The organism is Pseudodesulfovibrio cashew, from assembly GCF_009762795.1.
In the GTDB taxonomy this organism is placed as follows: domain Bacteria; phylum Desulfobacterota; class Desulfovibrionia; order Desulfovibrionales; family Desulfovibrionaceae; genus Pseudodesulfovibrio; species Pseudodesulfovibrio cashew.
The window spans coordinates 1,387,810-1,414,075 of the sequence record NZ_CP046400.1; the positions used below are offsets into that span (position 1 = coordinate 1,387,810).

Sequence of the window (26,266 nt, forward strand, 5' to 3'; positions counted from 1 at the left end):
TTCCGGCAGGGCTGTCCCTTGACCGTGCCATCTGTTCGGCTCACACTTTCCCCCTCGGGAGGACATCATGGAAGAACGTATCGAACGATTGGAAAATCTGGTTTCGCTTCAGGACCGGACTATCGAGAAACTGAGCGACACCGTGTATGATCAGCAAAAACAGATCACCGACCTGCGCAAGGTGGTGGAAAGACTGGCTGGCAAGCTGCGCGACATCGACGAGGCCCTGGACCAGTCCGGCGGGGTGGATACGCCGCCACCGCATTACAACGGATGACAATCGTCAAGTTTACGATATGATATTATCATGAGGAAATAATGAAAGAATTGTCTGCTGAGGAAGTTATCGATATTCTTGGTCTCGAACCCCATCCTGAAGAGGGTGGATACTTCAGGGAGACCCACAGGGCCGAAGAGCTGCTGGGCGGGGAATCGGTGCCGTCGCGCTATGCCGGTGACCGCTGCCATTCCACGGCCATCTACTATCTGCTCACGCCCGGGACCTATTCCCACATGCACCTCTTGCAATCAGACGAGATATTTCATTTTTACCTCGGCGATTCGTGCGAGATGCTCCAATTGCATCCCGACGGCGCAGGCGAGGTCGTGCGTTTCGGCACGAACCTGCCGGCCGGGGAGCGACCTCAGGTCAGGGTGCCGCGCGGCTCCTGGCAGGGCATGCGTCTGGTGCCCGGCGGTCGTTTCGCACTCATGGGCTGCACCGTGGCCCCGGGGTTCGAGTACGAGGACTATGCCCATGGCGACCGTTCTGTTTTATTGGAAAAGTATCCTGATTTCGAGGTGTTGGTACGAGAGTTGACTGCGGGCTAGCCAACGTGAAAGGCGCTTTCCCGAGGGAAAGCACCCAGGCTGCTGATAAAGGCCCGATTGCTGCGTTGCTGCGAAAAGTTCAAACCCTTGCGTACAGGAAGTACGCTTCGGCCTTGAACTTTTCTTGCGCCTTGCGCTCGAACCTTTCTCAACAACCTGCCAGAATGGGTTTTGTTAACGTTTAGAGGCGCTTTCCCAAGGGAAAGCGCCTCTTTTCATTCCGTGGCGGGTTGTTCCGGCCAGGACACGGTTTCGGGGAATCCGTCCTGCTGCGGCACGTCGCGCAGGGCCTGCCGGTAGCTTTGCCACAGGACCATTGCGGTGTCGTCCAGAGGGTGGTCCGCCAACTGAGTCCAGTCAGACGCGGCCAGCCTGGCGTCACGCTCCGCGCGGGCCGTGGTAGCCATGTGTCGGTTTTTGCCGCTTCATCCACAGTTACGGTGACCGCCTCCTCGCGGTAGATCAGGTCTTCGCCCTTGATCCACCTGGTCTCGTAGGCGGTGAACGGGGCTCGATCCAGAGGGATTGCCTCGTTGTAGCCGAGTTCATCCCACTGTTCGCGGGTCAGGCCGGTGAATCTTCGCCGGTAACCGCCATGGTCCACGGTGGCCGGAGGGTTGGTGCGGAACTGTCCGTTGTCGTATCGAAACATGATGATTCTCCCGTTAATATGCGTTGTTGTAGTTGGTTGACTCAAGGATGGCGAAACCGATGACAAGGCTGCCATCCTCGTTGGAGTCGTATTTGATGTTGGCGAGCTTCAGCCCGTTGGCGGTGAACATGACGTCCTCCGCATAGTCGGTCTCCACGTTGGCTCCGTTCGGGAGAAGCTGCGTGTCCACCGGGTTGGTCGGCTCCGTGGCTGCGTTGTAAAGCATCCACGATCCGCCGCTCCCTTCCGTGTTTTTGAGCAGCACCAGCTTGGGGCGGCCTCCCAGGTTGATGAAGGGGCCGTCCGCCAGGCTGTTGCCGATGAAGCCGAATATTTTGAAGATATCGGACTCGGCAAAGAGATATGCGATATATCCTGCGCCGCTGTAGTTGACTCCGTAGTGATCGCCGAGAGTGATGGTCGTGGTTGTCGGCTCCGTGTCGTTCCAAAACGACGTCGCTGTTTGGGCGGCTGCGGTTTCGTTGACGTAGAGCCCCTGTGTCGCGCCCAGGCCATGATGATAGGCGATCCACTTCTGAGAGTTGGTGGTACTCTTGATGATCACCAATCCGGGCTTTCTCCCCAGGCTGTGCGCGACCTGTCTGCCCACCACGCTGTTGCCGGTGTAGGAGATGATTTCGAATCCTTGATCCGTATTTTCGGCAATGCACAGGTCAAGAAACGAGCATCCTGCCGCATTGGTCAAGGTTTGGTCGCCAAGGCTGTATCCATCCGTGTTGAAGGCCGTAAGCGAGCCGGTTTTGATTGTTTCAATATCCGTCAAATCCATGAACAGAGCCTTCTCCGTTCCTCGTTTCGAGTCGAAGGCGCCCCATGACCGGGCGGTGTCACGATCCTTGATCAGCACGAAGTCGGGCTGGAATTCCAGCGACGAAACGGCAGCGCTCGCCCCTGTCCCCTCGCGCAACACGATGTCCGCAACACTCTCCGAGCGTATGACCGGAACCTCAAGGTTGGCTGCGCAAAGCGCCTTGAAGCCCACCGTGGGGGTGTGATTGAATCCTGTGGCTCCGCTATTGAAGCGCACGGCGTTGTCCGGGTTGCTGTCCGACTCCAGGCAGACCGCTGGGAAGAGCGGGCCGTGAGCCATGGACCAGGTGAAGCTCCCCTGAGATTCGTCGTTGTTGAAGAACTCCACGGTTTTTGTGTCCATGTCGACTTCGACGCGCACGACGTCCCCTGTGGCCGTCCCCCAGGAGGTGTTCGACACCGGGGTTGTCCCGTCAAAGTCGGTGTAGACGGCCGTGAAGTTGTTCACCCTCCAGACCCAGTTGCCCACAAAGGCGTCGATCCAGGTTCCGTAAAGGTGCTGCACGAGCGTGAGGACCACGGAGTCCGTGAAGGAGATGATCTCCCACTCCCACGCCCATTTTCCCGTATCGGGCAAGGGCATGGAGGAAAGGCAGCAGTTATAGGTCCCGCCGCCGGATGCGGTCGCGGTGGTGTTGCCGCCCGAGAATCCCGGTGCGTTGTAGCCGGTGTGCGTCGACGGATAGCCCACCATCGGGTTCAGTGTGGCGTGGTTGTTCGTCGGCGTGTCCGTCGTCTGCGTGCCCGTGATGGTCCAGTGGTTGCCGTTGCCGGACCCGTCCTGCCCGAGGTTTGCGGAGTCTCCGAATGTCAGCAGGGTGTGCGGTGCGAGCGCACCGAGGCTTTTGGGCGTCCACAGCCCGGTCACGAGCTCGGATTGCTCCAGGAACACCGCGTAGTCCAAAGCCTGCTCAATGACGACTACCCGCGAGTAGTAGCCGTAGTGACTGCCCGCGATGGCGGTGAGCACATTTTGCAGCAGTTGGGCATAGGTCGCGCCCCCCACGGTGGCGTAGGAGAGCGTGGCGATCTGCGCGCCCTGTTTCCAGATGGTTATGGCGTCTCCCTGCTTGCGGATAGTGAGCAGGTAGTGGCCGGTCTCGTCGCACAGCGGGGCGGTGACGGAATCGGTCGGTTTCCAGCCCAGGGCGATGGTGGCGTCTTCGGTCACTGCCCCCGTGGACGAGAAGGTGGACTCGATGAGGGCGGACTGGGCGATCTTCATCGGGAAGACCGCCGAATTGTTTCCGGGCAGGGTTTCTTTTGGTGTCAGCGCCATGGTCAGGCCCCCATATTCTGCAGGCCGACAAGGCTTTTCCGGCCGTTGAAGACTTCCACGGCCACGCGGATTTCACCCGCCGCCGGGTCCTGTTCCTCCAAGGACGCGGACAGCTTGTACGCGGACGAGAAGGTCACCGTGTGTCCCGCCGGGTAGATGTGGAAGACGTAGGTCCCGTCGTAGGGAAAGTCCACGTCGTCGAAGGTGGCGTCTCCGGTCAGCGTCCAGAGCAGGTGGTTGCGGGTAACGGAGAGCCCTGTCAGGCTCGTCCCGGAGATCTCCTGCGGCTCCTCGCCGTAGACCGCCCGGAGCAGGTCCGCCAGGTCGGCCTTGAGAATGGCCGTGTCCGCCGGTTCGGCGTCCATGGCCGCCAGGGCCTCGGAGCTTGTCCCGGCCACGGCCACACTGCGGCCGGTCTCACCCATGCCGAGGTTGACCATGGCCTGGGTGCCGTCGGAGCCTCCGGTTCCGCCCTGTTCTACGGCCAGGGGCAGGAGGACCGCGTCCATGGCGGCGGCGTCGCGGTTGGTCAGATTGGAAGCGTCGCCGTTCCAGGCCAGGAGCTGGTTGGACTCCGGTTCGGGGAGCTCCACTCCGGTGACGGCGGAGGAGACGCGGAAGGTGATGGTCCTGTCCAGCCGTTCGGCCAGGGCCTGGCAGATCATGGTCAGCTTGTCGAGAGCCGCTTCGTGGGTGGCTGCCGGGAACGCGTCGTTCTCCACGTAATCCACTTCCTGGACCAGGGCGGGATTACGCCTGAGCACCAGGGTTTCTCCTTCCACGGGAGCGACGTTCAGGGTGCAGAGCCCTCCGGATTGGTCTCCCGCTCCGGCGAGCTGGTAATCGGTGGAAATGGTCAGCACGGCTTCGCTCTCTCCGTCGGAGAGGATTACCTCCACGTCTTCGTCCCGCAGGAACATAAAGGGTACGGCAAAGCCGGAGGTGGAGCCGTTGCCCGCGTAAATGGCCTTGGTCAGTGTTGATGATATGGTCATGGTTATCTCCCGTATCTGTAGATGGACGAACCAAGGGAAAGGGTGGACCTGTTGGGCTTGAGACCCTGGCTGATCCGGCTCAGGTTGGCTTCGTGCCGCCCCTGGTTAAGGGTTTGCCTTGCCTCGGCCTCGCCTTCGAAGAGCAGGTCCTCCTCCAGCTGTCTGTCATGAAGCTGCTGCGAGTCCCTGACCAGGGCCGAAGACCCGCTCATGGCCAGTCCGGACTGACCCCAGGCGGCGTTGGCCCTGGCCCTGGAGTGTTCATTGGTTTCGTGTGTTGCGGCCGCCTGTTGTCTGGCCTGTTTCCGCTGTTCCGCCGCTGCGGATTGTGCGTCGAGCTCCCGAAGCCTGGCTTGTTCCTCGTGCACGGAGTCCATCGGATCCTCCGTGGTCTGGGGGACCGTGATGGCCAGCCGGGAGTACATGTCGTTGACCATGCCCAGCCCTTGCTCGAACTGAGTGGTCGCCTGTTCGTTCATACCCATGTCTCTCTCCTTTGTGGTTGTTTGTTGTTATTCGTTGGTGATGGCCGTGGGCACGATGAGCAGGACCGTCATGGGCAGAGGTTGGTCCTGGACCACGGTGAGCACGGCTTCCCGTGTCCATCCTTTTGGAAAAACGACTGATTTATCGCCGGAAAAGACGCCGACGGACTGACCCATGGGCGCAGCTGGATAGCGGAAGAGGATGGGTTCCAGGGCAGACAGGTCAGGGCCGATCCGGCCGCCGAGGGTGTTATGGAAACGGACGGCCACGCGGGTGATGCGCTGACGCTTGGTCTGTCCGGTGCCGCGCACTGAGCCCGCCTCGATGCGCATGGGCTGTACCATGGAGGTGTAGGGCAGCCCTGCGTGGACCTTGGAGGCGGGGCGGTCCAGGGAGATGGAGCCGTCGGGCGCGACAGTCTTCTCCGTCTGCACCGCGCCGTCGGCGAGTACGGCCACGGTCTCTCCCGCAAGGTGATCCAGGCCGGTCATGATCGAGGTCGGTTCACCGTCGTAGCTCAGTCCGCTGTCCACGAAAAAGGCGTCCTCAATCTCCCCGGCGAAGTCGGCCTCCAGGTATTCGATGAACCGCTTCTCCTCGCCGCCCACCGTCCGGTTGACCACCACCCAGAGTTCGTCCCGTTTGCTCGAATCGGAATAGATGGAGGTGAGGGCTTCGACCTTGCCCCGGGTGACGATGCGGGACCAGCCGGTGACGTCCTGTGAGGGCTCGTAGGTCATGGCGGGCACCACTCCGTCCTTGCGCACGCAGTAGAGCACCGAGTCCGGCTCCTGCACGTAGGCGAGCTGGGTCAGCCCATCGCCGGTGACGTGTTCGGAGAGCACGGTCAGGTCCTTGGACACATAAGCGTCGGTCTCGAAGCTGTAGGCCATCTCCCGGACCTTTTTCCCAGCCCGCTGGATGTAGAGGGTGGCGTAGCCGACGGACTCGGGCCGCATGGAGGACGCGCCGCACGAGCCTTCATGGGACGCCTTGATGTTGTCCGGTGCGAGCGCGTCGCCGCCTGCGCCGTAGAGGGTCCACTCGCCTCCTGCCGTGCCCAGCCAGAGCCGGGAGCGGGGCACCATGAACTCAATGGCGTTGGCCTGCCTGCCGGACAGGGTGGCCTCTATGGCGTCGTCGCTCAGGGGATCGTCTCCGGCCTGCGCGTCCGTGCGGTCGCCCACCTCGAAACATTCCCAGTAGTCGCTTTGGAGCGCGTCGTTTGCATCCCATATGGCCTCGATCCCGTTTGCTCCGGGGGAGGCCTGGAAGGTGATGGTTTTGTCCGCACCAGAAGCCACGTGGTTTGCGTCGCCCTTGTACCGGTAGTAGCGGGTGGTGCCGTCGGGGTGCTGTCCCTTGATGCCGTCACTCTGTTCGAAGCCGTCGCCGTCAAGCAGGGTGAAGGTGTCCCCGGCCTTGCCGTCGCGAATGCCGTCCGAGTTGGCGTCGGTGATTTCCCGGTCCCGCCAGCCGTCCAGCGGCACCTCTCGGGTCTTGAGCCGGAAATCCGTCATCTCGCCGGTGCGGGAGAACCAGATGGTGCCCGGTTTGTCCGGGGTGGCGGCCAGGACAAGGCGCTGTTCGAAAAAACCCACGGCCGAAGGATAGTTGTTTTCGGTCCACGCTTCGGGCTGGCCCAGGAAGGCCATCTCCTCCAGGGACCAGTCGTCGTGGTCCACGCGGGTCAACTTGCGCACGGGATGGGCGGGGTGGGTCAGGATGAGCACGTCTGCCGACTGGGTGTAGCGCAGGGCATCGAGTTCATTGGCGGCGTAGGGAATGTCCCGCACGTACTCACTCCCGCCGGAAAGCACCACGCCGTGGTCGGTAAAGACGCGCATCTTGCCCTGCCCGTTTTCGTCCTCACCGAACTCCAGAACATAGGTTTGCTCCCCGTTGAACTCGAAGGGTATGAGCAGGGTGGGCTTGTCCCGGCTCAGGGTTTCCGCCACGAAGCGGAAGCCCGAACGGCGGGTGATCCCGCCGTGGGGGTGGATATGAAAGTTCTCGAGGGCGCGGCAGCCGTTATAGTACTTGGACAGGTCGCTGCGTCCCTCGAGCCGGGGGCTTAGCTCCCCCGCCGTGAAATTGGTCAATGCTGGTGTGGAAATGCTCATTCTCGTCGCTCCTGAAACGGGTTCTCCGGGACCCCCCGGATGGGTGCCCAGAGCCTAACCCCGGTTTTTGTGCCAGGATGAGAACGGGTGATAATGGCATGAGAACGGGCGAAAAAAGGATGAAATGGGGTGTTGACAGGATTTCAGGAGGTCCCGTTTTCACCGTTGGGCATGGGGAGAACCCCTGCTCGAAAAGCAGGACGCCCCTTCACCGGCAAGTGCCGGGGAAGGGGCGTCCTGGAGGAAATAACGGAAGCTGGCGGCTAGTTGGCCGTGGCAGGCATGGGCCTGCGTCCTTCCTTCTCCTTGTTCAGGCGGATGACCTGGGTGGTGAATGAGCTTTTGTCCGGCGTACAGCCGGGGCATCCCTCGGACATGATGACACACCGCTCGTCCAGGGAGGCAGGGTCTATCCCGGCCAAGTTGAGCAGCTTGGTGGTCGTGCCGTACTGCCACAGGACCGGCTGGCCGCAGCGGCTGCATTCCACGTACAGGAGTTCCGGATCGAATTTTCTGGTCATGAACACAGTCTAATCATCCCACGGGCCAATGACAAGGGGGGATGAATAACCGACGCGCCGCCTGCTTCTCTTGGGACTATTTCAGGCGCAGTTCGGGCGGCATGTCGGTCATGGCGCCTTCTCTGGAGCAGACATGGGCCGCCACCTGGGCCGCGTATCGATTGATCTCGTCCAGGCTCCATCCCTTCAGATAGGCCAGCACCATGGCTGCGGAAAAGGCGTCGCCCGCGCCGATGGTGTCCCGAACCTCAACCGGTTCGCCGGGCAGGTCCGAGATCCCGTCCGGGGAGATGATCAGGCTGCCTTCGCCGCCGCGCGTGAGCACGGCCAGCTTCAGGTCGTGGAGGGCGAGAAGGCGCGCCAGCGCTTCCTTTTGACCGGATGGCAGGGAGAAGGGGCCGGTGATCATCATCAGCTCATCATCGTTGATCTTGAGCACGTCGGCCCGGTCCAGTGAGTCCCGGATTCGCCCCGGGGTGAAGAAGTCCTGGCGCAGGTTGATGTCGTATACCTTGAGCGCGCCGGGTGCGGCTTCCAGCACCTGGCGGATGGCTTGACGGGAGGTGGGGCAGCGCTGGGCCAGGGTGCCGAAGCAGATGACGTCGGCACGTTCCGCCAGTTGGCGGGTGGCGTCGTCGCAGGTCAGGAAATCCCAGGCAACGTCGTCCGGAAATGTGTAGGTAGCCACGCCGTCCTTATCCAGCTCGGCCAGCACCGTGCCGGTGGGGTGCTCGGGATCGATGGAGACGTAGTCGGTGCAGAGGCCGTTGGCCTGAAGGATATCCAGGGCTTCGCGTCCCAGGTCGTCATCTCCCACGCGGGAGACCGGAACGCCGGTGCCGCCGAGGGCGTTGACCTGATAGGCGAAGTTGGCGGGCGCGCCGCCAAGCTGGCGGCCTTCGGGCAGCACGTCCCAGAGGATTTCGCCCAGGCCGATGGCGGTCACTTCGCTCATGGTTGCGCTCCCCGCTCCACGATGGCGCGAAGCCGTGCCTCGGTCAGGGCGCGCAGCCGGTCGTCCGTAGGCCGTCGGCCGGTCTTTTCCAGTAGCACGATGTAGTTGTCCAGGGCCCTCTCCATGAGCGGGTGCCCCGGCCCCAGGGCGCTCTCGTAGGCGGAAAGCCCCCGGGCGTAGAGTTCCGCGGCTTCCTCATCACGCCCGGCATTGTCCAGGAACAGGGCAAGATTACAGAGAGATTGTGCGGTCTCGGGGTGCGCCTCGCCATAGGCCTTGGCACGGATCGCCAGGCTCTCGCGAAAATGGGATTCGGCCTCTTCACGCCTGCCCGTGGCATCCAGGAGCAGGGCCACGGCGTTGAGGTCCGCCGCAACTTCGGGGTGATCGGAGCCGTAGGCCTCACGGTTTATCTCCAGGGCGCGGCTGGCCAGGCGCAGGGCTTCCTCAGGGCGGTTCTCGGCCTCGTAGAGCAGTGCGAGATTGTTCAGGCAGGAGGCGATGGCCGGGTGCCCTTCGCCGTGGGCCCGAGTCAAAACCTTAAGGCATTCCTTGAAGGTCGCTTCGGCAGCCTCATGTTTGCCCAAGGCCTGCCGGATTACGGCCAGGCTGTTCAGGATGGGCGCGGAGACCGGATTGTCCTCGGTGAAGATGGCCTGTTGCAGCTCCAGGCAGGTGGTGAAGGCGTTCTCGGCCCGCTCCAGTTCGCCTCCGGCCCAGAGCACGGTTCCCAGTCCTTCCAGGTCCGCGCAGATATCGGGGTGGCGGCGGCCCTTGATGGCCACGTCCACGGCAAGGGCCGCGTCCAGCAACGCGGCGGCCTCACGATGTCGTTGCTGGTGGTAGAGGGAAAATCCGGCCTGGTGCAGGACCCTGTTGGCCGCCGCCGTGTGGACGTCCAATTGGGTGATGAGGTCCCGGCAGGCGTAGACGTGGGGCAGGAGCCACTCCACGGTGGGCCAGTTCTGCGGTTCGGCGTCCGGAAGGACTAAGTTGAGGGCGTAGATGGCGCGCCCGGCCCACTCCGCACGCGTCGCCGTGTCCAGGCTCTGGACCACGGTCCGGCGCACCTCTTCGCGCACCTGGAAAATCTGTGCGTCCACGTCGGTCTTGATCAGGTCGCGGTCCACCAGCGGGTCGATGGTGGCGGTTGCCGCAAAGAACGCCGCCGCCGGGTTGATAAGCGACGGGTTGTGCTGGGTCCCCTCCAGGGACAGGGCAAAGTCGTAGGGCAGGGGCGAATCGGCGAGCATGGCCGCCATGAACAGCGCCTCTGCGCCGCCCGGAGCCTCGGTCTCCACCTCCCTGATCAGGGCCAGAATCTCGCCGCCGGAGCGGGCATGGGTCTCGGTCACGGCATTTCTCCTTGTGCAACGGGCATTGGGAATGTCCCTATCCCGTTTGCGGTCCGAACACAAGAAAGGCGCGCCGGACCAAGGCGTGTTTCAGCCGGTGAATGCCGTTCAAACGCCCCCAAGACAAGAGATCTCTGGTGGAATATCGATAAGCTATCGTCAAAGAAATAGCTAATAAATATAGATAGTGGTAATGGTGCCGATATAGCTATTTGAAGAGATGCCTGCTTTGCCGGGCCGGACTGGCGTCCAGCCCGGAGCGGAACTATCGCTTGATGCTGATGGTCGTGTTCAGCAGGGAGTCGGACGTGGTGATGATCTTGGTGTTGGCCTGATAACCGCGTTGGGTAAGAATCATCTTGGCGAACTCCTCGGCCATGTCCACGTTGGACATCTCCAGGGTGCTCCCCTGGATGGTGCCCCGGCCGTCGACGTCGGCGGTCCCGGCTATGGCCGCTCCAGAGGCCTCGGTGGCCACGAAGTTGTTGTTGCCGTCCCGCCGCAGCCCCCACTCGCTGTTGAAGCGGTAGAGGGCCACCTGGTAGAAGTCCTCGGTCTGCCCGTTGGAGAAATAGCCGCTGAGCACGCCCTCGCGGGAGAGGCTGGTGTTCTGGAGGTAGCCCCAGGTGTAGCCGTCCTGGATCTGGTACAGCGTTGCCGATCCCGAGTCGTAACTGGTGGAGGAGCGGACGTCGCGGTCCATGCTCTGGAGTGAGACCAGGCTGCTTGCGTTGAGGCCCACATCGGCCGCGCTTCCGGCTGCGGAGCCAACCCAGGACGAAGACGAGGAGCTGATGCCGAAGTCGTAGGATATGCTTTGCACGTTGCCTATGGCCGAGCCATTGCTGCCGAAGGTGAAATCGAACTGCGGCACTCCCTCTTCGCTGAAGGAGGCTGCCTCCCATGAAGTCAGGCTCTTGCCGCTTGCGCCGCTGGTCAGGTTCAGGCTGTACGCGGAGTGGTTGACCAACTGGCCGGAGCCGTCGAAGGTCATTACCCCGATGCCGGCCAGGCCGCCCGCCGAGGTGCCGTAGGCGGCAGATCCGTCTGCAGTGGGGGGCAGGGCGATGAGATATTCCCAATAGGTGTATCCGTTGGTGGCGTTGGATATGGTCGAGGCTGCCACCGGGTCGAAGTAGATGGTCAGGTCCCGCTCGTTGCCGTCCTCATCGTACACGGCCAGGCTGGAGGAATAGGATGGATTGTTGTCCCCGAAGGGCGATCCCGCGTTGCTCAGGCTGCCGTCGTAGCTTTCGAGCATGGCGAAGAAGGGATTGGTTTCGCTGGTGTGCAGGTCGGTGGCCAGGGCGTCCAGTGTGGTAACCATCTCCAGGCTGGTGGTGACCTTGGGCTCGGAGCGGACCATGCGCAGCTCCTGGCCGTCGATGACCACGTCGTCGTAAGGAAGCTGGATGTCGGACACCGTGGTGGAGACCTCTCCCGTGTCGCGGTCGATGGCGTATCCCTGCAGACGGTAGTCGTGCGGGTCCACCAGGTAGGCCTCGTTATTGAACCGGAAATCCCCGGCCCGGGTAAAGTGGGACGGGCCGGTCGTCACCTCGCTGCCGGTGACCTTGCGGACCCCGAAGAAGCCGTTGCCCGTGATGGCCATGTCGGTGACCGTGTTGGAACTCTCCAGTCCGCCTTCCTGAAAGACGTTGCGGATCTCGCCCACGCCCACGCCCATGCCGATCTGGCTGAAGGAGTAGGCTCCGCTTTCGTAGGACGCCCCCCCCGATGACATCTGTTGGCTTAAAAGGTCGGTGAACTGGGCATCCGCCTTCTTGTACCCGACGGTGGAGAGATTGGCGAGGTTGTTGCCAACAACCTGCATCCTGTCTCCATGTGCGATGACGCCCGTAGCGCCCACATATAGACTACCGAAACTCATACTGTCCTCCGATCCGGCTGCTGCCGGATGTGGCTGGGAAACGACCGGGAGACCAATCCCGGAAAAAAATTCCCCGATTCCTTCTCGCAGAGAACAGAAGCAAGGGGTGTGCCATGCAAAAAGACACATGATCCTGAGGGGTAATGAAGGCAAATTGGTGGAAAAACATGCCATCGGACCGGCAAGAACGGTATTCTCCTTGCCATGTGCACCAACCATGGGTAGGGTTGCGCCACTTGAAAAAGGCCTGACGCAAACCAGAAACAACGGAGATACCGAATATGCAACGGACCTTGACCCTGCTCGGCGCAGCGTTGATCAGCCTCATGATTCTTGCCGGATGTGACCAGAAGCCCGGCGTCACCATCGGGGTGGTGGACGAAGCCGCCGTTTTCCAGAAGAACCAGGCTGCCAGCAAGGCTATGGCCTATCTTCAGGAGCTGGGCGCTCCCCTTCAGGAAAAGGCGGAGGCCGCCTACAAGCAAATGCAGAAGGAACAGACCGAGGAGAACGTGGCTGCCTACAAAGCCGCCATGGGCGAACTCCAGAACGTCATGCGCGGCGAGGAACGTCGCCTCGTGGAGCTCATCGACGCCAAGCTGAACGAGGTGCTCGACACCTACCGCGAACAGAAGGGACTGACCGTTATCCTGTCCAAGGAGTCGGTGGTTTCCGCTTCCTCCACCATTGACGTCACCGACGACGTGGTGGCCGCCATGAACGCGGTGGAGATCGACTTCACTCCCCCGGCCAAGGCTGCTGCCGAAAAGGAAGAGCCCGCCGGTAACGAGACCAAGGAAGGCAAGGAATAGTTTCATCCATTCCGCACAATAAAAGGGCCGTCGACATTGCCGGCGGCCCTTTTATTGTGCGGAATGGATGCGGGATCAACTGTTGATGTAGTCGTTCATCTCGTCGTGGGCGGTGTCGAGCAGGTCGCTGAAGCGGCTGAAATGCTCCCGGGTGGCGTCGAGGTTTTCGTCCTTTGCCGATATCTCCATGGCCAGAGCCAGGGAAACCAGTGCGTCGGAGCGGATCACTCCGCACATGCCCTTGAGCGAGTGCGCCATCTTGGCGGCTTCGCCCGCGTCATCGTTTGCCAGCGCCTCTCTCAAAGACGCGGTCCTCACCGGACTGTCCTCCATGAACGCGGCCAACAGCTCCCGGGCCAACTCATCGTCGTCCGCCAGGCTCCTCAGGAAGTTTTTCAGGTCGAAAATGCTTTGCGTCATGGGCTCTTCTCCTTATTGGTACCAGTAACCAATTCCTAACATCCCCTTAGCGCTAATGAAAGTATAATAACGCTTCGAATGCTCAGGCGGCATAAATCCGTTCGTAGCATTCCACCATGGCAGAGAGGGAAAAACGTTCGGCGATGCGTAAACGCGCCGCCTGACCCATGGTGCGGAGCGCTCCCGGCTCCAGGGCAGCCAACCGGGAAAGGGCCGTCGCCAGCGCCGCCGGGTCACCCGGAGGCACGGTCACCCCGGTCTCTCCCGCCAGCAGAGCGGCATCGCCCACGTCGGTGACCACGTTGGGGACGCCGCAGGCCATGGCCTCGCCCACCGCGCCCGGAAAACTTTCGCCCAGGGATGAGGATACGTGAATGTCCATGGCCGCCATGAGCCGGGGCACGTCGGCCCGTTCACCCAGCAGGCGCACCCGTGCTGGGTCGAGTCCGGATTCGGCGAGCCATGTGGCCAGGTCCAGGTTATCGTGGTCCATGCCCCGCCCGGCGAAGACAAAGACCGTCTCCCTGTCGGACTGCACCGCTGCCGCGGCGCGAATCATGGTTTGGTGGTCCTTCATGGGGTCGAAGCGCGCCACCTGGCCTATGATCAGGCTGTCGGAGTCGACAGACAGCTCCCGCCGTACTTCCTCGCGCGCTGCCGGGTCCGGTTTGAACCGGTCGATGTCGAAGCCGTTGTGCACGACTTCGAATCGTTTGGGATGGTATCCCAGTTCCTGATGGAATCGTTTCGCGTCGTGGGAGTTGGTCAGGATCAGGTCCGGCAGGCCGGAGAGGGCCGCGCAGGCTCTCAGCGTCAGGCCGGTCAGCCGCCGGTACTCCTCAAGGGCCATGTAGGAGCAGCGGATATTCCAGGCGACCTTGGGGCCGCCGCCCAGAGGGAAGGCCAGCTTCGCGGCCATCAGTCCGGCCAGGTCGGCGTGGTAGAGCCATGTCTGGATCAGGTCCGGACGCCAGGAGCGGATCAGCCGCACCAGTTTGAACAGGCCCGCCGGAGACGGCACGCCCCGGCGCATGTCCAGGGAGTCCACCTCGATGCCCGCACCCGAGAGCTGCTCGCCAACAGGTCCGGGGGGAATGAGGCTGACCACTCTGGATTCGAAGCGGTTCGGGTTCATGCCGGAGCACAGCCTGTAGAGCATGGTTTCCGCGCCCCCCACGTCGAGGCCTGTGATGACGTGCAGAATCTTCATGGTGATGGGTCGTTGCCTATCATTATATAAGGTAAATGACCACAGCCGCGAGAGCGCCCCCGCTCCGGGTGCTCCGTCACGGGATTGTTGCCGGGGAATCTTTTAGTGCCAGCCGGTGCTGCCCGCGAACAGGACCGCGCCGAAGATTGCGATGGCTGCCGCCCCGCACAGGGAAAGACCGGCGCGCAGGACGCGGAAGGCGGTCCGGTTGGTTCGGGTCGCGCCGAGGGTGGCGGAGCGTGCGGCCACGGCTCCCCAGGCGAAGAGGGTCGTGGTCAGCCCCATGCCCGCGGCCATGACCACAAGGGCCGCAATCCCCGCCGGGAGAATGTTCTGGCCGATGGAGAAGGCGAGGATCACTGCCGCGCCGGGACAGGGGACCAGTCCGGTAATCAGGGCAACCGTGAGGACTTTGCGCGTATCCGGCCTCTCCTCCGCGGCCTCTCCTTCCGGGGAGCAGCCGTTCGACGCTGCGCCCCTGCCCCGGATCACGTCCAGCACGGCCTTGGCGAAGAGGACAAGCCCCATGAGCGCAAGCAGCCCGTAACTGGCGGGCTGGAGTGCGCGTGACGCCTCGGCAAAGCCGCCCATGCCCGTGGAGAAGATCAGGTAGGCCACGGTGACCGCCGCCGCTGCCGAGCCCATGTGCGCGAAGGTGATGGCGTTGCCCATCAGCGCGCCGGTCCACAGGGAGCCGGGGTTGGCCAGGAAGTACGAACAGACAACCGTCTTGCCGTGCCCCGGCCCCACCGCGTGGACCACGCCGTAGAGAAACGAGAGGCCGAGAAAGAGCCAGAGGGCGGAGCCCAGGGGATCGGCCTTGATGTCCATGCCCAGGCCGTTGAGCCTGAGGGTCAGCTCCTTTTGCACGGTGCGGACCAGGGACATGAGCCGCTCCATGAGGCCGGGTGCTCCGGCGTCTGCCACTGCGGGGAGATCCGTAGCACCGCCCGGGGATGCGGAAAGGGACAGGTGTACCGCCTCGGGCACGATGAACTGCCAGTATTTCTGGTCCTTGGCCGGAAGCACCGTGTGCGAGACCTGCGCCCCGCCGTCCACCTTGAAGCGGAGTGCTTCCTTCACCAGCAGGATGTCCGTGTAGTAGTCCTTGTCGAATACTGCGGCGCGGAAGTCCTTCACCTGGTCGAAGGGGAGCCCTATAGGGACGGAGAATTCATAAACCAGGCGGCCATCGGACAGAGATGCCCTGAAGTTCGTGACTTCGGTGATCGGGATGCGTTTGCCGCCGTTTTCGATGAAGGTGAAGTAGCCGTAGTTGGCCAGGTAGGCGAACGCCCCTTTTTTGATGGTCTCCTGGCCGGAAGTCAAAGCCAGGGTTTCGGCGGTCAGGTCCACGTCGGCGAGGATGGCGTTGGTGAAGATCTCGTCGAACAGCCAGCGCTCTTCCATGGAGCGCAGGCCGCTTTCGTCGATGTGGAAGGTCAGGGAGGCGTCCACATAAACGTGCGGATGGGCGGAGACGGAAGGGGCAGCGGATAGGAGCGTCACCCAAAGCAGTAAGAGGGTCAGGCAGCGGGCTGTCATCCGGGGGATGTACGGCAGCGCAAGGGGGATGGCAAGGGATATTGGCGTGCGCTTGTCAACGGGCGAGATTGGGCCTAAAGTTAAATCTAATAGGAATTTTTCTTGGTTAGGTAAAATGAGACGATACACCGCCATTCTCTGCCTGGCCTGGGTGTTGTTGCTTGCCGGGAGTCCGGCTGAAGCGCAGAGCCTGCGCCTGGTGACCCTGTCACTGCCGCCGTTCGGCTTCCTCAAGGGGAATCGGATCGCGGGACTCGCGCACGAGTTGGGACAGGCCATCGCCGAAGACGCGGGGTACGAGGTCGAGGAAACCCTGGTCAGTGTGACTCGGGGCATGCGCGAGGTTGAAACGGGTAGCTGTGACATGGTGCTCATGCTCCCCGGGCCGGAAATCGAGCAGCATGCCAAAAACCTGGGCGACGTGATGGAAATGGAAGTGGTCATCCTCGGCCGGGCCGGAGTGCGGCTCGAATCCCTGCAGGATGTTCGGGGCAAGCGTTTGGCCCAGGTGCGCGGGGCGCGCTATGACGAGCGGATCTCGCGGAAGAACGGCATGATCGTTTACGCGACGGAAAATTATGTCCAGAGCCTCAAGCTGCTTGTGGCGCGCAGGGTGGATTTTGCGCTGGGGCCCAGGCTGGGCCTTATCGCCGCAGCCGAGCGGCTCGGCCTCCCCAGGCGGGCGCTCGGGCGTCCCTTGCAACTCTCCGTACTGCGTGCGGCGTTGTTTGTCAGCGACAAGACCGGGCCGGAGATGCGTCGCCGTCTGGCCGAAGCCAGGCAACGTCTGATGGATAGCGGGAGACTTTCGGAGATTGTACGGAATTATCGAAAATAACGAGGGTGACACCGGCTTGGTGTTTGTGTAGAGATAGGCAGTAATGTTGTGAAATGCGCCAGTAGTTGACGGGAACCGTTTGGATCACTGAATGCAGCCAGATAGCCAAAAATACAAGCGCCCTCTCTTTTCCAGCCGCTCCATCTCGCGGGATTTGACGTTCAGTCTGGTGGTCATCGTTCTGGTCGTGGCCACGGCTATGGGCGCGTACATCTACTGGCGCCAGACCGAGGAGATGTGGAAGACCGCCGAGGAAAAAGGCGAGGACACGATCACTTCGGTGGCGGAAATCCTGGCCGTACCCATCTGGAACCTCGATTACGACAACGCCCGCCTTATCGGATCCGTCTACACCCACGACGACATGGTCCAGGGCATCCGCATTTATGGCTCCCGCAATGAAGTGGTCTTTGCCCACGAAAAATTTTCCGGTACCCAGGCGGACTTCAGCAAGGTCCGCTCCATCGTCTTCGAAGGCCGTACCATCGGCCGTGCCGAAATAGACTTCACCCTGGCCAAGGACAAGAAGCGGCTCAACGAGCAGATGTTCGTCTCCTCGATGATCATCGTGGTCGCCATTTCCGTCATCCTCGCCATCACCGGCCTGTTGCTGCGCGTCTTCCTGAACAAGCCTCTGCACGTCCTCCAACAGGGGATTGCCAGGGTCGCCAAGGGCGATTTCTCCTATGAATTCGGCGAGGTCTATCACGCGGAGCTGCTGGAGATCGCCAAACGATTCAGGCGCATGTCCGCCGAGATCGAGGCGCGCGAGAAAAAGCTCCAGACCATGAACAAGACGTTGCAGGAAGCCGAGGAGAAGTACCGGGGCATTTTCGAGAACGCCATCGAGGGCATCTTCCAGGCCACGCCTGACGGAGTCCTGCGCCGGGCGAACCCGGCCATGGCCCGCATCTTCGGCTACGACTCCCTGGACGAGTTCCTGGCCAGCGTCCGTTCCCTTGGCTCGCGGATCATGGTCAATCCTGATTCCATGCAGCACTTCTACGAGGAGGTGCGCGAGGAGGGCGAAGTCAAGCGGTTCGAGGCGGAGTACTACCGCCGCGACGGCAAGGCCATCTGGGGGTCGCTCAACGCACGCGCCATCTACAACGACGCCGGCGAACTGGTTTTCATCGAGGGCATCCTCGAGGACATCAGCGACAGGAAAAAGGCCGAACATGACCTGGCCGAACTCAACCGCCACCTGGAGCAGCTGGTCCGGGAGCGCACCGAGGACCTGGTCAACAAGGCCCGCGAGCTGGAGGACGCCAACCAGCGTCTGCGTGAACTCGACGAAATGAAATCCGCGTTCCTTTCTTCGGTCTCCCATGAACTGCGTACGCCGCTCACCTCCATTCTCGGTTTTTCCAAATTGCTGCACAGGGAATTCGGCAGGAACTTCCTGCCCCTGGCCGGTGACAACCAGAAGCTGCTGGGCAAGGGCCAGCGCATTCAGGAGAATCTCTCCATCATCAGTCATGAAGGAGAGCGCCTGACCCGCCTGATCAACGATGTCCTTGATCTGAACAAGATCGAATCCGGACGCATGGGATGGCGCGACGAGCTGCTCGACATGGCCGACATCGTGGAGGTGGCGGTCCAGTCCGTGGCGGGCATGTTCGCGGAAAACTCGGATTTGCGCCTGACTACGGAGGTCGAGCAGGGCCTGCCTTCCATTGTGGCCGATCCGGACCGTTTGCAGCAGGTGCTCATCAATCTGCTCAACAACGCGGTCAAGTTCACAACCACGGGCACGGTCACCGTGCGTGCCTTCCCCCGCTTCGGCCAGGTGCGCGTGGAGGTGGAGGACACCGGGTTCGGCATTCATGCCGACGATCAGGCCCAGATCTTCGAGAAGTTCCATCAGACCCGAAGCGACACCATGGAAGACAAGCCCAAGGGCACGGGCCTGGGGCTGACCATCTGCCGCGAGATCGTGGAGCACTACGGCGGCCGAATTTGGGTCGAATCCGAACTGGGCAAGGGCTCCACCTTCATCTTCACCATTCCCACGTCCTCCTAGAGGATCGTCGACTCCTGTCCCGCAACTCCGCCCGGACGTGATTTGATCGGTTGCGTTGTCAGGGAAATGGCCCTCTACGAGGTCCTCACAGTGGTTTCTGGTCTTTTGCCTTTTTGCCACCCTATACATATGAAAGGTCGGATTTACGGCGCAGCGATTCTTCCTAACGCGCTTTGGGCGGCCGTTTCTCTCAGGCCGAATCCTCTTCCGCAGACGTTCGCACCCCTTTTTAGTCCGACCTTGCTAACCCCTTGATCGCTCCTGCGGGGCGTATGTCTATCGTGGCTGATTTCTTGCCTGATTTGCATATGGACGAGTGCCTCTATGGTGGCCAGGGCCAAAATTCAAGGTGCTTTCCTATGATTCATAATGGATAAAATGCAGTTTTTTTCTCCGAAAAAATAGGAAGGGAATTCAGCATAGTGGCATCCCATTATTCGGTTCAATTATTGTAAACTATAAAAATAAAACTTATAAAATCATTTAGTTATGCTGCTGACGCTTGGAGATTGTTACGAAAATGCAAAAAAGTTGACAAGGCTGGAAACCGCCATTACATGGGTCGCTACCAAAATGAAGCAGGAGAATAATTCTTAATGCGAATATTGTTTGACTACACATTCATGCCCATTGTCTGCGCCGTCCTGGTGCTCATGGCCGTGGTCGTGGTCGTGAAGCAGCAGGAGATCGACAGCCTTGAGCATAAGCTGGCGCTGGTCGAGCAGACCGCCGAGGCCCGCAAGCGCATGGTCGAGGAGGTCCGCCTGTTGCAGAAGGCCGTATCCGCGCCCCCGGTGCGCACCGTTACAGTCACGGCCTATAATCCGGCCGTGGACCAGACCGATTCCGACCCGCTTATCGCCGCATCCATGCGCAAGGTCCGCCAGGGCACCATCGCCGTGTCCCGCGACCTCTTCGACCAGGGGTGGGTTTTCGGACGCAAGGTCCGCATCGAAGGCCTCGGCATTTTCGAGATCAACGACCTGATGAACAAGCGCTACACCCAGCGCATAGACATCTTCATGTGGGACGAGGACCAGGCCCGCCAGTTCGGAAAGAAGAACATCAAGGCAGCCCTGCTCGAAATCTAGTTCCATCCATAGACAAATGAAAAAGGCGCGCTCCCCTGGAGCGCGCCTTTTTTCGTCTGGATAACGGTGGTGTCGTCTTGACTTACCAAGGCTAATCCAGCCAGCGGAGCGATATGTCCTTTCTCCGAGGGATGCGCTGGTAGCGGAATTTCGGGTAGCCGAACATGAGGGCGGCGTGCACGGAGTGCCCCTCGGGCAGGTCGAGCTTGTCGCGCAGTGCCTGGCAGCCCTGGGCCGCCTCCATCAGGAAACCGGCCCAGCAGGCGCCGATGCCACGCGCGTGGGCGGCCAGCTCAAGGTATGCGGCGGCCAGAGAGCAGTCTTCGGCCGGGTGAAAGCTGAAGTCCGAGGCGTGGGCCAGGGCCACGTGCGGCGCGCCGTGCAGGATCTTGTCCACGCCCTTTTCCCAGTTCTTGATCAGGCCGGGGTAGACGTTGTTGATGGCCATGAAGCGGACGGTGAGCCCGGCCAGCTCCCGGGTAACCTCCGGGTCGCGGGTCACGATCCAATCGGCGGGCTGCCCGTTCTTTGCGCTGGGCGCGTATCCGGCCACGGCCAGGATGTCGGCGATCACGTCCTCGGGGACGGTCTTGTCCTTGTAGGAGCGGATTGAGCGGCGGCTGCGCAGGAACTGGTCCGCTTCCTCCGGGGCGATCCGCATGTCCCGGCTGATTTTCCCGCACTGCTCGGGCGTGAGGCTGGCGGCTACCGGCATCTCCGGCAGCACAGCGGAGCCGGTGGGGCAGACAGCCACGCAGTGCCCGCAGGCGATGCACGTCTTCCTGGCGGCAGGGCGGAGCTTGGGGAAGCCCTCCTTGTCCTCCACGATCAACTGATAGGGGCACTCCGACAGGCATGCTCCGCATCGCTTGCACATTTCTTTGTCCGCAAACATTCTCGCCTCGCTAATTGGTCTTTGGCGGCGTCTCATTCGGCGCCTCGCCGGTCAGGGCTTGTATACGAATCCTTGGCCGGGGGAAAGTCCGCACTCCTGGCGCTACTTCATGATCACCAGCTTCTGGCCGGGCCTGATCACGCTGTTGCGAACCAGGTTGTTCAGCTTGAGCAGTTTCCAGAGGGGCATGCCGTTCTTGTCCGCGATCAGGCTCAGGGAGTCGCCCTTGCGGACCGTGTAGGTCTTGCCCCGGTGTTTCTTCCGGTATTGGACGATGAGCGGCTGGTAGCGCTCGGCAAACCCCTTGGAGGCGCCTTCGGGCAGGAAAACGACGTTGTCTCCGGGCGGAATCACGTCGCTCAGGATCTGGGGATTGAGCTCCTTGACGGTCTTGTAGTAGGTCCCGGCGGCCTTGGCCACGATGAGCACAGGGGCGGCGTGGCCGTGCTTGAGCCGGACACGGTCGAACTTGCGCGGCCGGTAGTAGTCCTCTGGAATAAGTCGGAACCCGTAACGGGCCGGGTCGGAAAGGATGAGTTTGGCCGCCACGGCGCGGAGGATGTAGCGTTCGGTCTCCCTGGGCAGGTCGAGGTGGTAGTAATCCTTGACCTCCTGCTTACCCATTCTCTTTTCCAGTCCTTCCTCGCCCATGTTGTAGGCCGCGCAGGCCAGGGTCCAGGAGTTGAACCTTTCGTGCAGGATGCGGAAGTAGCGCACGGCCGCCGCGGTGGCGAGGTAGAAGTTGCGCCGTTCGTCAATGTACCTGCTCACGGTCAGGCCGTGATTGCGGGCCGTCGTCGGAATGAACTGCCAGATGCCGCGCGCCCCCCTGCGGGAACCCGCCTCGGGTTTGAGGGCGGACTCGATGACCGCGATGTACTTGAGGTCGTCCGGCATGTCCGCGCTTGCGAGCATGGTCCGGATGTGGGGAAAGTAGCGGGCGGAGCGTTTGAGCCAGAGGATCACCTGGGCTCGGTCCCAGAGCATGATCAACAGCTCCTTTTCCAGCCCTTCGCGCACGCCGGGCAGATGCAGGGGCACGAATTCGCCGCAGAAGGTCAGCGGCCCTTTGACGCGGATGGCCGACTCCAGGGAGGGGAATTGCGAATCCTCCAGCGGCACGGCCGGGTCCTGGGCGCGGACGGCGGTGAAATGGACCAAAACCAGGAGACCCGCCAGGAGCGGGAGGATGAAGCGCCGGGTGCGCACTGGTGCGTTCCTCTTGTTCCCGCGCCGGACCGTGCCCGGCGCGGGATGATGATTACAGTTTCGACTTCAGGACGATGTCCGTGATCGGTCCCCGCGAGCGGTCGCCCTTGAGGACCATGTGTGCGTAGTTCTTGTAGCCCTTGAGCTTGCGCACAGTCCAGTTGAGCCCGTTGTTCGACTCGTTGAGATACGGGTTGTCCACCTGTCTGGTGTCACCCAGGCAGATGCACTTGACCCCTTCACCCATGCGTGTGAGCAGGGCGCGTGTTTCGCCCCGGGACAGGTTCTGCATTTCATCGACGATGACCACGGCGTTCTCGATGTTCATACCCCTGATGAAGGCCACGGGCTGGACCTCGAATTTCTTGGGGTTGAGCTTCAGGGACTCACTTTGCGGATCGGCCCAGATGCGGTTGCACGGGCGGATGTCGTGGAGCTTGATGAGCAGATCCTGGATATATTTGACGTAGGGCAGCATCTTCTCCTCGATGTCTCCGGGAAGATACCCCATCTTGGCCCCGATCTCCACCACCGGTTTGACCAGGTAGATCTTTCGGTATGGATTGTCCTTGCGCTCCAGCATCAGGTAGAGGGCCGCGGCAAGGGAGAGAAAGGTTTTGCCGTAGCCGGCCTCGGACTGGATGGAGACAAGATCGACGCCTTCCTGGAGCATCAGCTCCAGGGCCAGGTTCTGATAGACGGAGCGTGGCTTCACTCCCCATATCTCATGACTGTACGCGATGGGCTTGGGCCCTTCCGGGCCGTGGAAGACAGGCGTGCCCGCCTCCCACTTGAAACAGTTGTGGACCGGCTCCTCGTCGTCCTCCACGAAGCCTGTGTAGCGTTGGGACTCGGAGCGGAAGGGGTCGGAGTCGCGGTACTCCTCGCTGGGAATGCCGTAGCATTTGGCCTTGATCTGAAGGATGCGGTCATTGGTGATCAGCGTGGCCTCTTCCGGGGCCATGTGAAGTATTTCCTTGAGGATGCGGTCGTCCATCACGTCGTCGGTGAGGGTGAGCGCGAAGTCCGGCGGAAAGATGTGGACCTGTTCGTCGTGGAGGATGGCGCGCACAGCCTGGGACACGATGTGCCCGATGCGCGGGTCTTTCTTGAGGCCGTCCAGCTCGGTCAGGACGGTGTAGGGTATGTATACCTGGTTTTCAACCCCGTTGCGCAGGGCCGTGATGCATTTCGGGTTTTCAATGAGGACGTTGGTGTCGAGGACAAAGTGCTTCTGGGCCATAATCCCCCGTCCGTTGGTTAGCGGTTGATTCCCTGTGCTTCTACGATGTTCCCGGCTCGTGGCCGGGAATCAGCGAATCAATTTCATCGTCACCTCCAGCAGGATTTTCTGTCTTCATGGTCGAGAATGACCAGTTTTCGTGAAAATGTCTAGATGTAGCGTGCCCCAAAACCGGAAAGGGGTCATGGCGGAAAAGTGACGATCCGGATACGCGGGCGGGAGGCCTGGCACGGGAGGAGCGGTGGGGAATTATAACATGGTTTACGGAGCCCTCCCTCCAGCTTATGAAGCTGGTTGGGAGAAAAATTATGCAGGCACAATTCGAGAGCACATCCGGCGGCGACGGCAAGACTGTTTTCGTACTGACAGACAATCCTTCCCTTTACGGCGACACGTTGAGCCGGGGCGGTCACGATCCGGCCTTTGTCAACGACGTGGGAGCGCTGGTCTCCCAACTGGCTCAGGAGCGCGTGGCCGGAATGGTTCTGGAGATAGACAAGGTCATGAAGGGCAAACGGCGCGAGCGGGACAGGTTGTTCAATCTCGCTAGCCGGTTCCCGGTGCTCCGGACCCGCGCCAATGCCAGAAACGGGCATGTCACCTATCTCGATCCTCCGGCTGCCTTTTTCTGCAACCTCAAGGCCTCGCAGGGCAAGTGGGAACGCAGCCACGAGCGCCGCGAAGTGGAACTCGCCTGCCGTCTCTCTCGCGAGGAGGACCCGTCCATGGCCGTCCCCTGTCAGGGCACGATTTTCGACATTTCGCCAGGCGGGTGCCGCGTGTGCACGGAGAAAGCCCTTGAAGGAGAGCCTTTTCTCCATATCTGCCTGACGGGCTTCGGCTGCCAACGCCCCATCTACTCCAGCGTGCGCTGGACAAGACCGTCCGAAGACGAAACGGGCAGGGTCTGCCTTGGCCTGCTGTTCATAGACCTCGAAGAACGCCAGATGGAGGCCCTCGCCGGGCTTTAGATGGTGCCGCAGCAGCGGCTCGGCCGCATAGCCTCGTCGTGGGGGGTGTCCCTACGGGGAGGTCGGTTCACTCTCCCTATCCCAATCTTTTCTCCAGCAATCCGGAAGTGTCCCGGACGGCCAGCGCCTTTTTAAACAGTCGGATCTGGCCCTGCTTATCTGCCAGTTGGCGGGCCAGAGTCAGCTCCTGAAGGCCCGAGTCCAGCCGAAAGGACTTGAGGTTCGCCAGGCCGATCTCGAAGGCCAGCCGCCAGTCCTCCCGCTCGTGCAGGGTGAGGACCGAGAGAAAGCCCACCCGAGCCTGTTCCAGCCCCATGACCGGAAGGAGTAGGGTGTTGAGCAACCGGAGCGTCTCAAGGTGCTCCGGCCTGTCGCGCAGAATCGTCATTAAACATTCCCCAGCCGTTGCCGGGAGATGAATCGTTGAATCAAAGGCGAACCCTGCCCTGATCAGCAAGTCCCGCCGTGCCAGGTCTTTGGCCCAGAGGGTGAGGAGCCCGGCCGGATCGCTCGCTTGTTCGATGCGTCCTCCCGTGGCCCGGACATGACGGAGTCTGAAGGCCCTGGCCGCGTCGAAGCCGTCCAGGCGCAGGGCGGCCAGGGACCCCGCGAGGTTCACCTCAGGGTCGTCCGGAAAGAGATTTCCCGCGAGAATGGCGTGCACGTTGGCCTGCAGGGGCCGGGTCATGCCCGCCTTGGCCTGAACTCGGAGGACAGCGGCAAGGACCTCACCGGTCTGTTCCAGTCCGGCCAGCCGGTCCAGGACGGTGGGTGCATCCAAGGGGAGGAGGTCCGCCTCCCACATGGCGGCGACCGTCAGGCCGGTCCAGGTTTCGGCTTCTCTGGCGGTAGCCCGCCGAGTCGCTGCATCCCCGGCGTATTCCAGCAGAGTGCGCACCCGGTGTTCGGGCAGGTGCTCGGCCTGGAGGCGTTCCCTGGCGGCGCGCCCCATGGCCTGAACGAGTCGCTCATTGCCCAGATAGCGGGCGAGCTTCTCGTCCAACTCCACCACGTGGGCGTAGGTGTCCATTTCGCGGCCCGGTTCGAACAGGGCCGCCTGTTCGTCTCCCAGATCCTGGCTCACTACCAGGCAGCCGCAGGAGGCCGCTTCGAACAAACGAAAATTGATCTCGCCGAAGATGGACTCGTTGGGGATGATCCGGGAGTCGGCGTACAGGGCCATCATCTCGCCATAGGACAGGGAGTGCTCCAGGGCGAGGCGGAAGCCGCGTGTCTTTTCCTTGAGGAAATCCACCATCCACTGCCGCGCCGGGCGCTGGCCGGAAATGCGTCCCACAAAGGCCATGTCGTATCGCCGCTCGGCCATGGGGGTCCACTCCTCCACACGGTGATACCAGGGGAGCCAGCGCACATCCTCTGCACCCTGCGCGGAGAGTCGGGGCATCCACCCTCGCTGGGTGGAGCAGGTCAGATCAAAGAGTCGGGCGTACCGCGCCTGCCAGTGGGCGTTGAGGTGCGGGTCGACGGCCCAGAATATCGTGGGGCAGTCCACTCGGTCCAGGCCTGTGACCAGAGAGCGGTTTCCCAGGGTTTCGGTCTGCACCACCAGGTCCGGTTCGAACTTGTTTTCATCAAGGGCTTGCCCCAGGTCGAAAAAGGGAGAGTCGCCGGTGCGCAGCGGGAGCACCTTGCAGCCGAGGTCCCGGAAGGCGTTGATCAGCACTTGCTGCGGCGGGTCGATGAGGCAGGCGCGTTTTATGTCGGGCATGTCGTTCCATACCCTTTTTTGCCCGCGCTTGTCATTGGCGTTGTCGCTTATATGGCAGCGTGTCAGTGGTTGCCCAACAGTTTCAGGGGGTTGGGCTTCTTGTTTCTGGCGTTTTATAATGGATTGATTTGTAAGGAGAAAAAGAAATAAGGGCTTTTTCTGGCACCAACCCTAAGCCAACGCGGGAGGGTGTCCGATAAGAGGTTCAACCTCGGACGGAAGACCTTGCAATGATCACCCGTCCGTAGACCATTCCGGGTTGCGGGAGAAATCGCTTGCGGGACGCAGGCCAAGGCTGCCGTAACGGGATGAGGGGAGACATAAGGGAAGGATTGGGAGATCCTTCCCCCTGGCTTCAATA

23 protein-coding genes are annotated in these 26,266 nt (G+C 61.6%); 7 read left to right on the forward strand and 16 right to left on the reverse strand.

What is annotated here, in order from left to right; all coding sequences use genetic code 11:
• Window positions 1–67: 67 nt before the first annotated feature.
• Window positions 68–277, forward strand: coding sequence for a SlyX family protein (locus tag GM415_RS06150; RefSeq protein ID WP_158946941.1), 210 nt, complete (start codon window positions 68–70; stop codon window positions 275–277).
• Window positions 278–318: 41 nt separating this feature from the next.
• Window positions 319–831, forward strand: a complete 513-nt coding sequence (locus tag GM415_RS06155; protein WP_158946942.1) for a cupin domain-containing protein — start codon at window positions 319–321, stop codon at window positions 829–831.
• Between the two features lie 215 nt (window positions 832–1,046).
• On the opposite strand, the gene GM415_RS18055 is transcribed toward GM415_RS06155, so the two are convergent.
• The 9 genes from GM415_RS18055 to GM415_RS06200 all read right to left on the reverse strand — a co-directional run bounded on the left by GM415_RS18055 (window position 1,047) and on the right by GM415_RS06200 (window position 11,919).
• On the reverse strand, window positions 1,047–1,238 hold the full coding sequence (locus GM415_RS18055) for a tail fiber assembly protein (protein ID WP_242012382.1): 192 nt from the start codon (window positions 1,236–1,238) through the stop codon (window positions 1,047–1,049).
• Window positions 1,239–1,496: 258 nt separating this feature from the next.
• The gene (locus tag GM415_RS06165; RefSeq protein WP_158946943.1) at window positions 1,497–3,593 is read right to left on the reverse strand and encodes an SPRY domain-containing protein; all 2,097 of its coding nucleotides are present in this window, start codon (window positions 3,591–3,593) and stop codon (window positions 1,497–1,499) included.
• A gap of 2 nt (window positions 3,594–3,595) precedes the next feature.
• On the reverse strand, window positions 3,596–4,588 hold the full coding sequence (locus GM415_RS06170) for a hypothetical protein (protein WP_158946944.1): 993 nt from the start codon (window positions 4,586–4,588) through the stop codon (window positions 3,596–3,598).
• A 2-nt stretch (window positions 4,589–4,590) separates the two neighbouring features.
• On the reverse strand, window positions 4,591–5,073 hold the full coding sequence (locus GM415_RS06175) for a hypothetical protein (protein ID WP_158946945.1): 483 nt from the start codon (window positions 5,071–5,073) through the stop codon (window positions 4,591–4,593).
• Window positions 5,074–5,100: 27 nt separating this feature from the next.
• Window positions 5,101–7,197 carry a phage tail protein gene (locus GM415_RS06180; protein ID WP_158946946.1) on the reverse strand — a complete coding sequence of 699 codons (2,097 nt, stop codon included), beginning with the start codon at window positions 7,195–7,197 and terminating at the stop codon, window positions 5,101–5,103.
• Window positions 7,198–7,460: 263 nt separating this feature from the next.
• Complete coding sequence (locus GM415_RS06185) at window positions 7,461–7,718, reverse strand: hypothetical protein (protein ID WP_158946947.1); 258 nt, start codon at window positions 7,716–7,718, stop codon at window positions 7,461–7,463.
• A 76-nt stretch (window positions 7,719–7,794) separates the two neighbouring features.
• On the reverse strand, window positions 7,795–8,673 hold the full coding sequence (locus tag GM415_RS06190) for a carbohydrate kinase family protein (protein WP_158946948.1): 879 nt from the start codon (window positions 8,671–8,673) through the stop codon (window positions 7,795–7,797).
• Window positions 8,670–10,028, reverse strand: a complete 1,359-nt coding sequence (locus GM415_RS06195) for a tetratricopeptide repeat protein (protein ID WP_158946949.1) — start codon at window positions 10,026–10,028, stop codon at window positions 8,670–8,672. The genes GM415_RS06190 and GM415_RS06195 overlap by 4 nt, the downstream gene beginning before the upstream one ends.
• Window positions 10,029–10,293: 265 nt before the next feature.
• Window positions 10,294–11,919: a flagellar hook protein FlgE gene (locus tag GM415_RS06200; RefSeq protein ID WP_158946950.1), complete on the reverse strand. Its 1,626-nt coding sequence runs from the start codon at window positions 11,917–11,919 to the stop codon at window positions 10,294–10,296.
• A gap of 281 nt (window positions 11,920–12,200) precedes the next feature.
• Between GM415_RS06200 and GM415_RS06205 the strand changes: the two genes are divergently transcribed.
• On the forward strand, window positions 12,201–12,731 hold the full coding sequence (locus GM415_RS06205) for an OmpH/Skp family outer membrane protein (RefSeq protein ID WP_158946951.1): 531 nt from the start codon (window positions 12,201–12,203) through the stop codon (window positions 12,729–12,731).
• Between the two features lie 75 nt (window positions 12,732–12,806).
• Here the strand turns inward: GM415_RS06205 and GM415_RS06210 are convergent, their stop codons facing one another.
• The 3 genes from GM415_RS06210 to GM415_RS06220 form a co-directional block, all read right to left on the reverse strand.
• Window positions 12,807–13,151 carry an Hpt domain-containing protein gene (locus GM415_RS06210; protein WP_158946952.1) on the reverse strand — a complete coding sequence of 115 codons (345 nt, stop codon included), beginning with the start codon at window positions 13,149–13,151 and terminating at the stop codon, window positions 12,807–12,809.
• 82 nt (window positions 13,152–13,233) lie between these two features.
• Window positions 13,234–14,361: a glycosyltransferase family 4 protein gene (locus GM415_RS06215; protein ID WP_158946953.1), complete on the reverse strand. Its 1,128-nt coding sequence runs from the start codon at window positions 14,359–14,361 to the stop codon at window positions 13,234–13,236.
• A 102-nt stretch (window positions 14,362–14,463) separates the two neighbouring features.
• The gene (locus GM415_RS06220) at window positions 14,464–15,906 is read right to left on the reverse strand and encodes a HoxN/HupN/NixA family nickel/cobalt transporter (protein ID WP_158946954.1); all 1,443 of its coding nucleotides are present in this window, start codon (window positions 15,904–15,906) and stop codon (window positions 14,464–14,466) included.
• A gap of 115 nt (window positions 15,907–16,021) precedes the next feature.
• Here GM415_RS06220 and GM415_RS06225 point away from each other — a divergent pair, with 115 nt between their 5' ends.
• From GM415_RS06225 to GM415_RS06235, 3 genes are all read left to right on the forward strand, one after another.
• Window positions 16,022–16,744 (forward strand): substrate-binding periplasmic protein, encoded by a 723-nt coding sequence (locus GM415_RS06225; protein WP_158946955.1) that lies wholly within the window; start codon window positions 16,022–16,024, stop codon window positions 16,742–16,744.
• A 91-nt stretch (window positions 16,745–16,835) separates the two neighbouring features.
• Window positions 16,836–18,767, forward strand: coding sequence for a sensor histidine kinase (locus GM415_RS06230; RefSeq protein ID WP_158946956.1), 1,932 nt, complete (start codon window positions 16,836–16,838; stop codon window positions 18,765–18,767).
• Between the two features lie 596 nt (window positions 18,768–19,363).
• On the forward strand, window positions 19,364–19,858 hold the full coding sequence (locus GM415_RS06235; protein WP_158946957.1) for a 3D domain-containing protein: 495 nt from the start codon (window positions 19,364–19,366) through the stop codon (window positions 19,856–19,858).
• Between the two features lie 91 nt (window positions 19,859–19,949).
• Here GM415_RS06235 and GM415_RS06240 read toward each other — a convergent pair whose 3' ends face one another.
• The 3 genes from GM415_RS06240 to GM415_RS06250 all read right to left on the reverse strand — a co-directional run bounded on the left by GM415_RS06240 (window position 19,950) and on the right by GM415_RS06250 (window position 23,205).
• Window positions 19,950–20,753 carry a nitroreductase family protein gene (locus GM415_RS06240; RefSeq protein ID WP_158946958.1) on the reverse strand — a complete coding sequence of 268 codons (804 nt, stop codon included), beginning with the start codon at window positions 20,751–20,753 and terminating at the stop codon, window positions 19,950–19,952.
• A gap of 102 nt (window positions 20,754–20,855) precedes the next feature.
• Window positions 20,856–21,962: a lytic transglycosylase domain-containing protein gene (locus GM415_RS06245; protein WP_158946959.1), complete on the reverse strand. Its 1,107-nt coding sequence runs from the start codon at window positions 21,960–21,962 to the stop codon at window positions 20,856–20,858.
• 52 nt (window positions 21,963–22,014) lie between these two features.
• On the reverse strand, window positions 22,015–23,205 hold the full coding sequence (locus GM415_RS06250) for a PhoH family protein (protein WP_158946960.1): 1,191 nt from the start codon (window positions 23,203–23,205) through the stop codon (window positions 22,015–22,017).
• Window positions 23,206–23,513: 308 nt separating this feature from the next.
• On the opposite strand from GM415_RS06250, the gene GM415_RS06255 reads away from it, so the two are divergent.
• Window positions 23,514–24,176, forward strand: coding sequence for a PilZ domain-containing protein (locus GM415_RS06255; protein WP_158946961.1), 663 nt, complete (start codon window positions 23,514–23,516; stop codon window positions 24,174–24,176).
• Between the two features lie 76 nt (window positions 24,177–24,252).
• On the opposite strand, the gene GM415_RS06260 is transcribed toward GM415_RS06255, so the two are convergent.
• Window positions 24,253–25,905, reverse strand: coding sequence for a CgeB family protein (locus GM415_RS06260; RefSeq protein WP_158946962.1), 1,653 nt, complete (start codon window positions 25,903–25,905; stop codon window positions 24,253–24,255).
• Window positions 25,906–26,266: the final 361 nt, after the last annotated feature.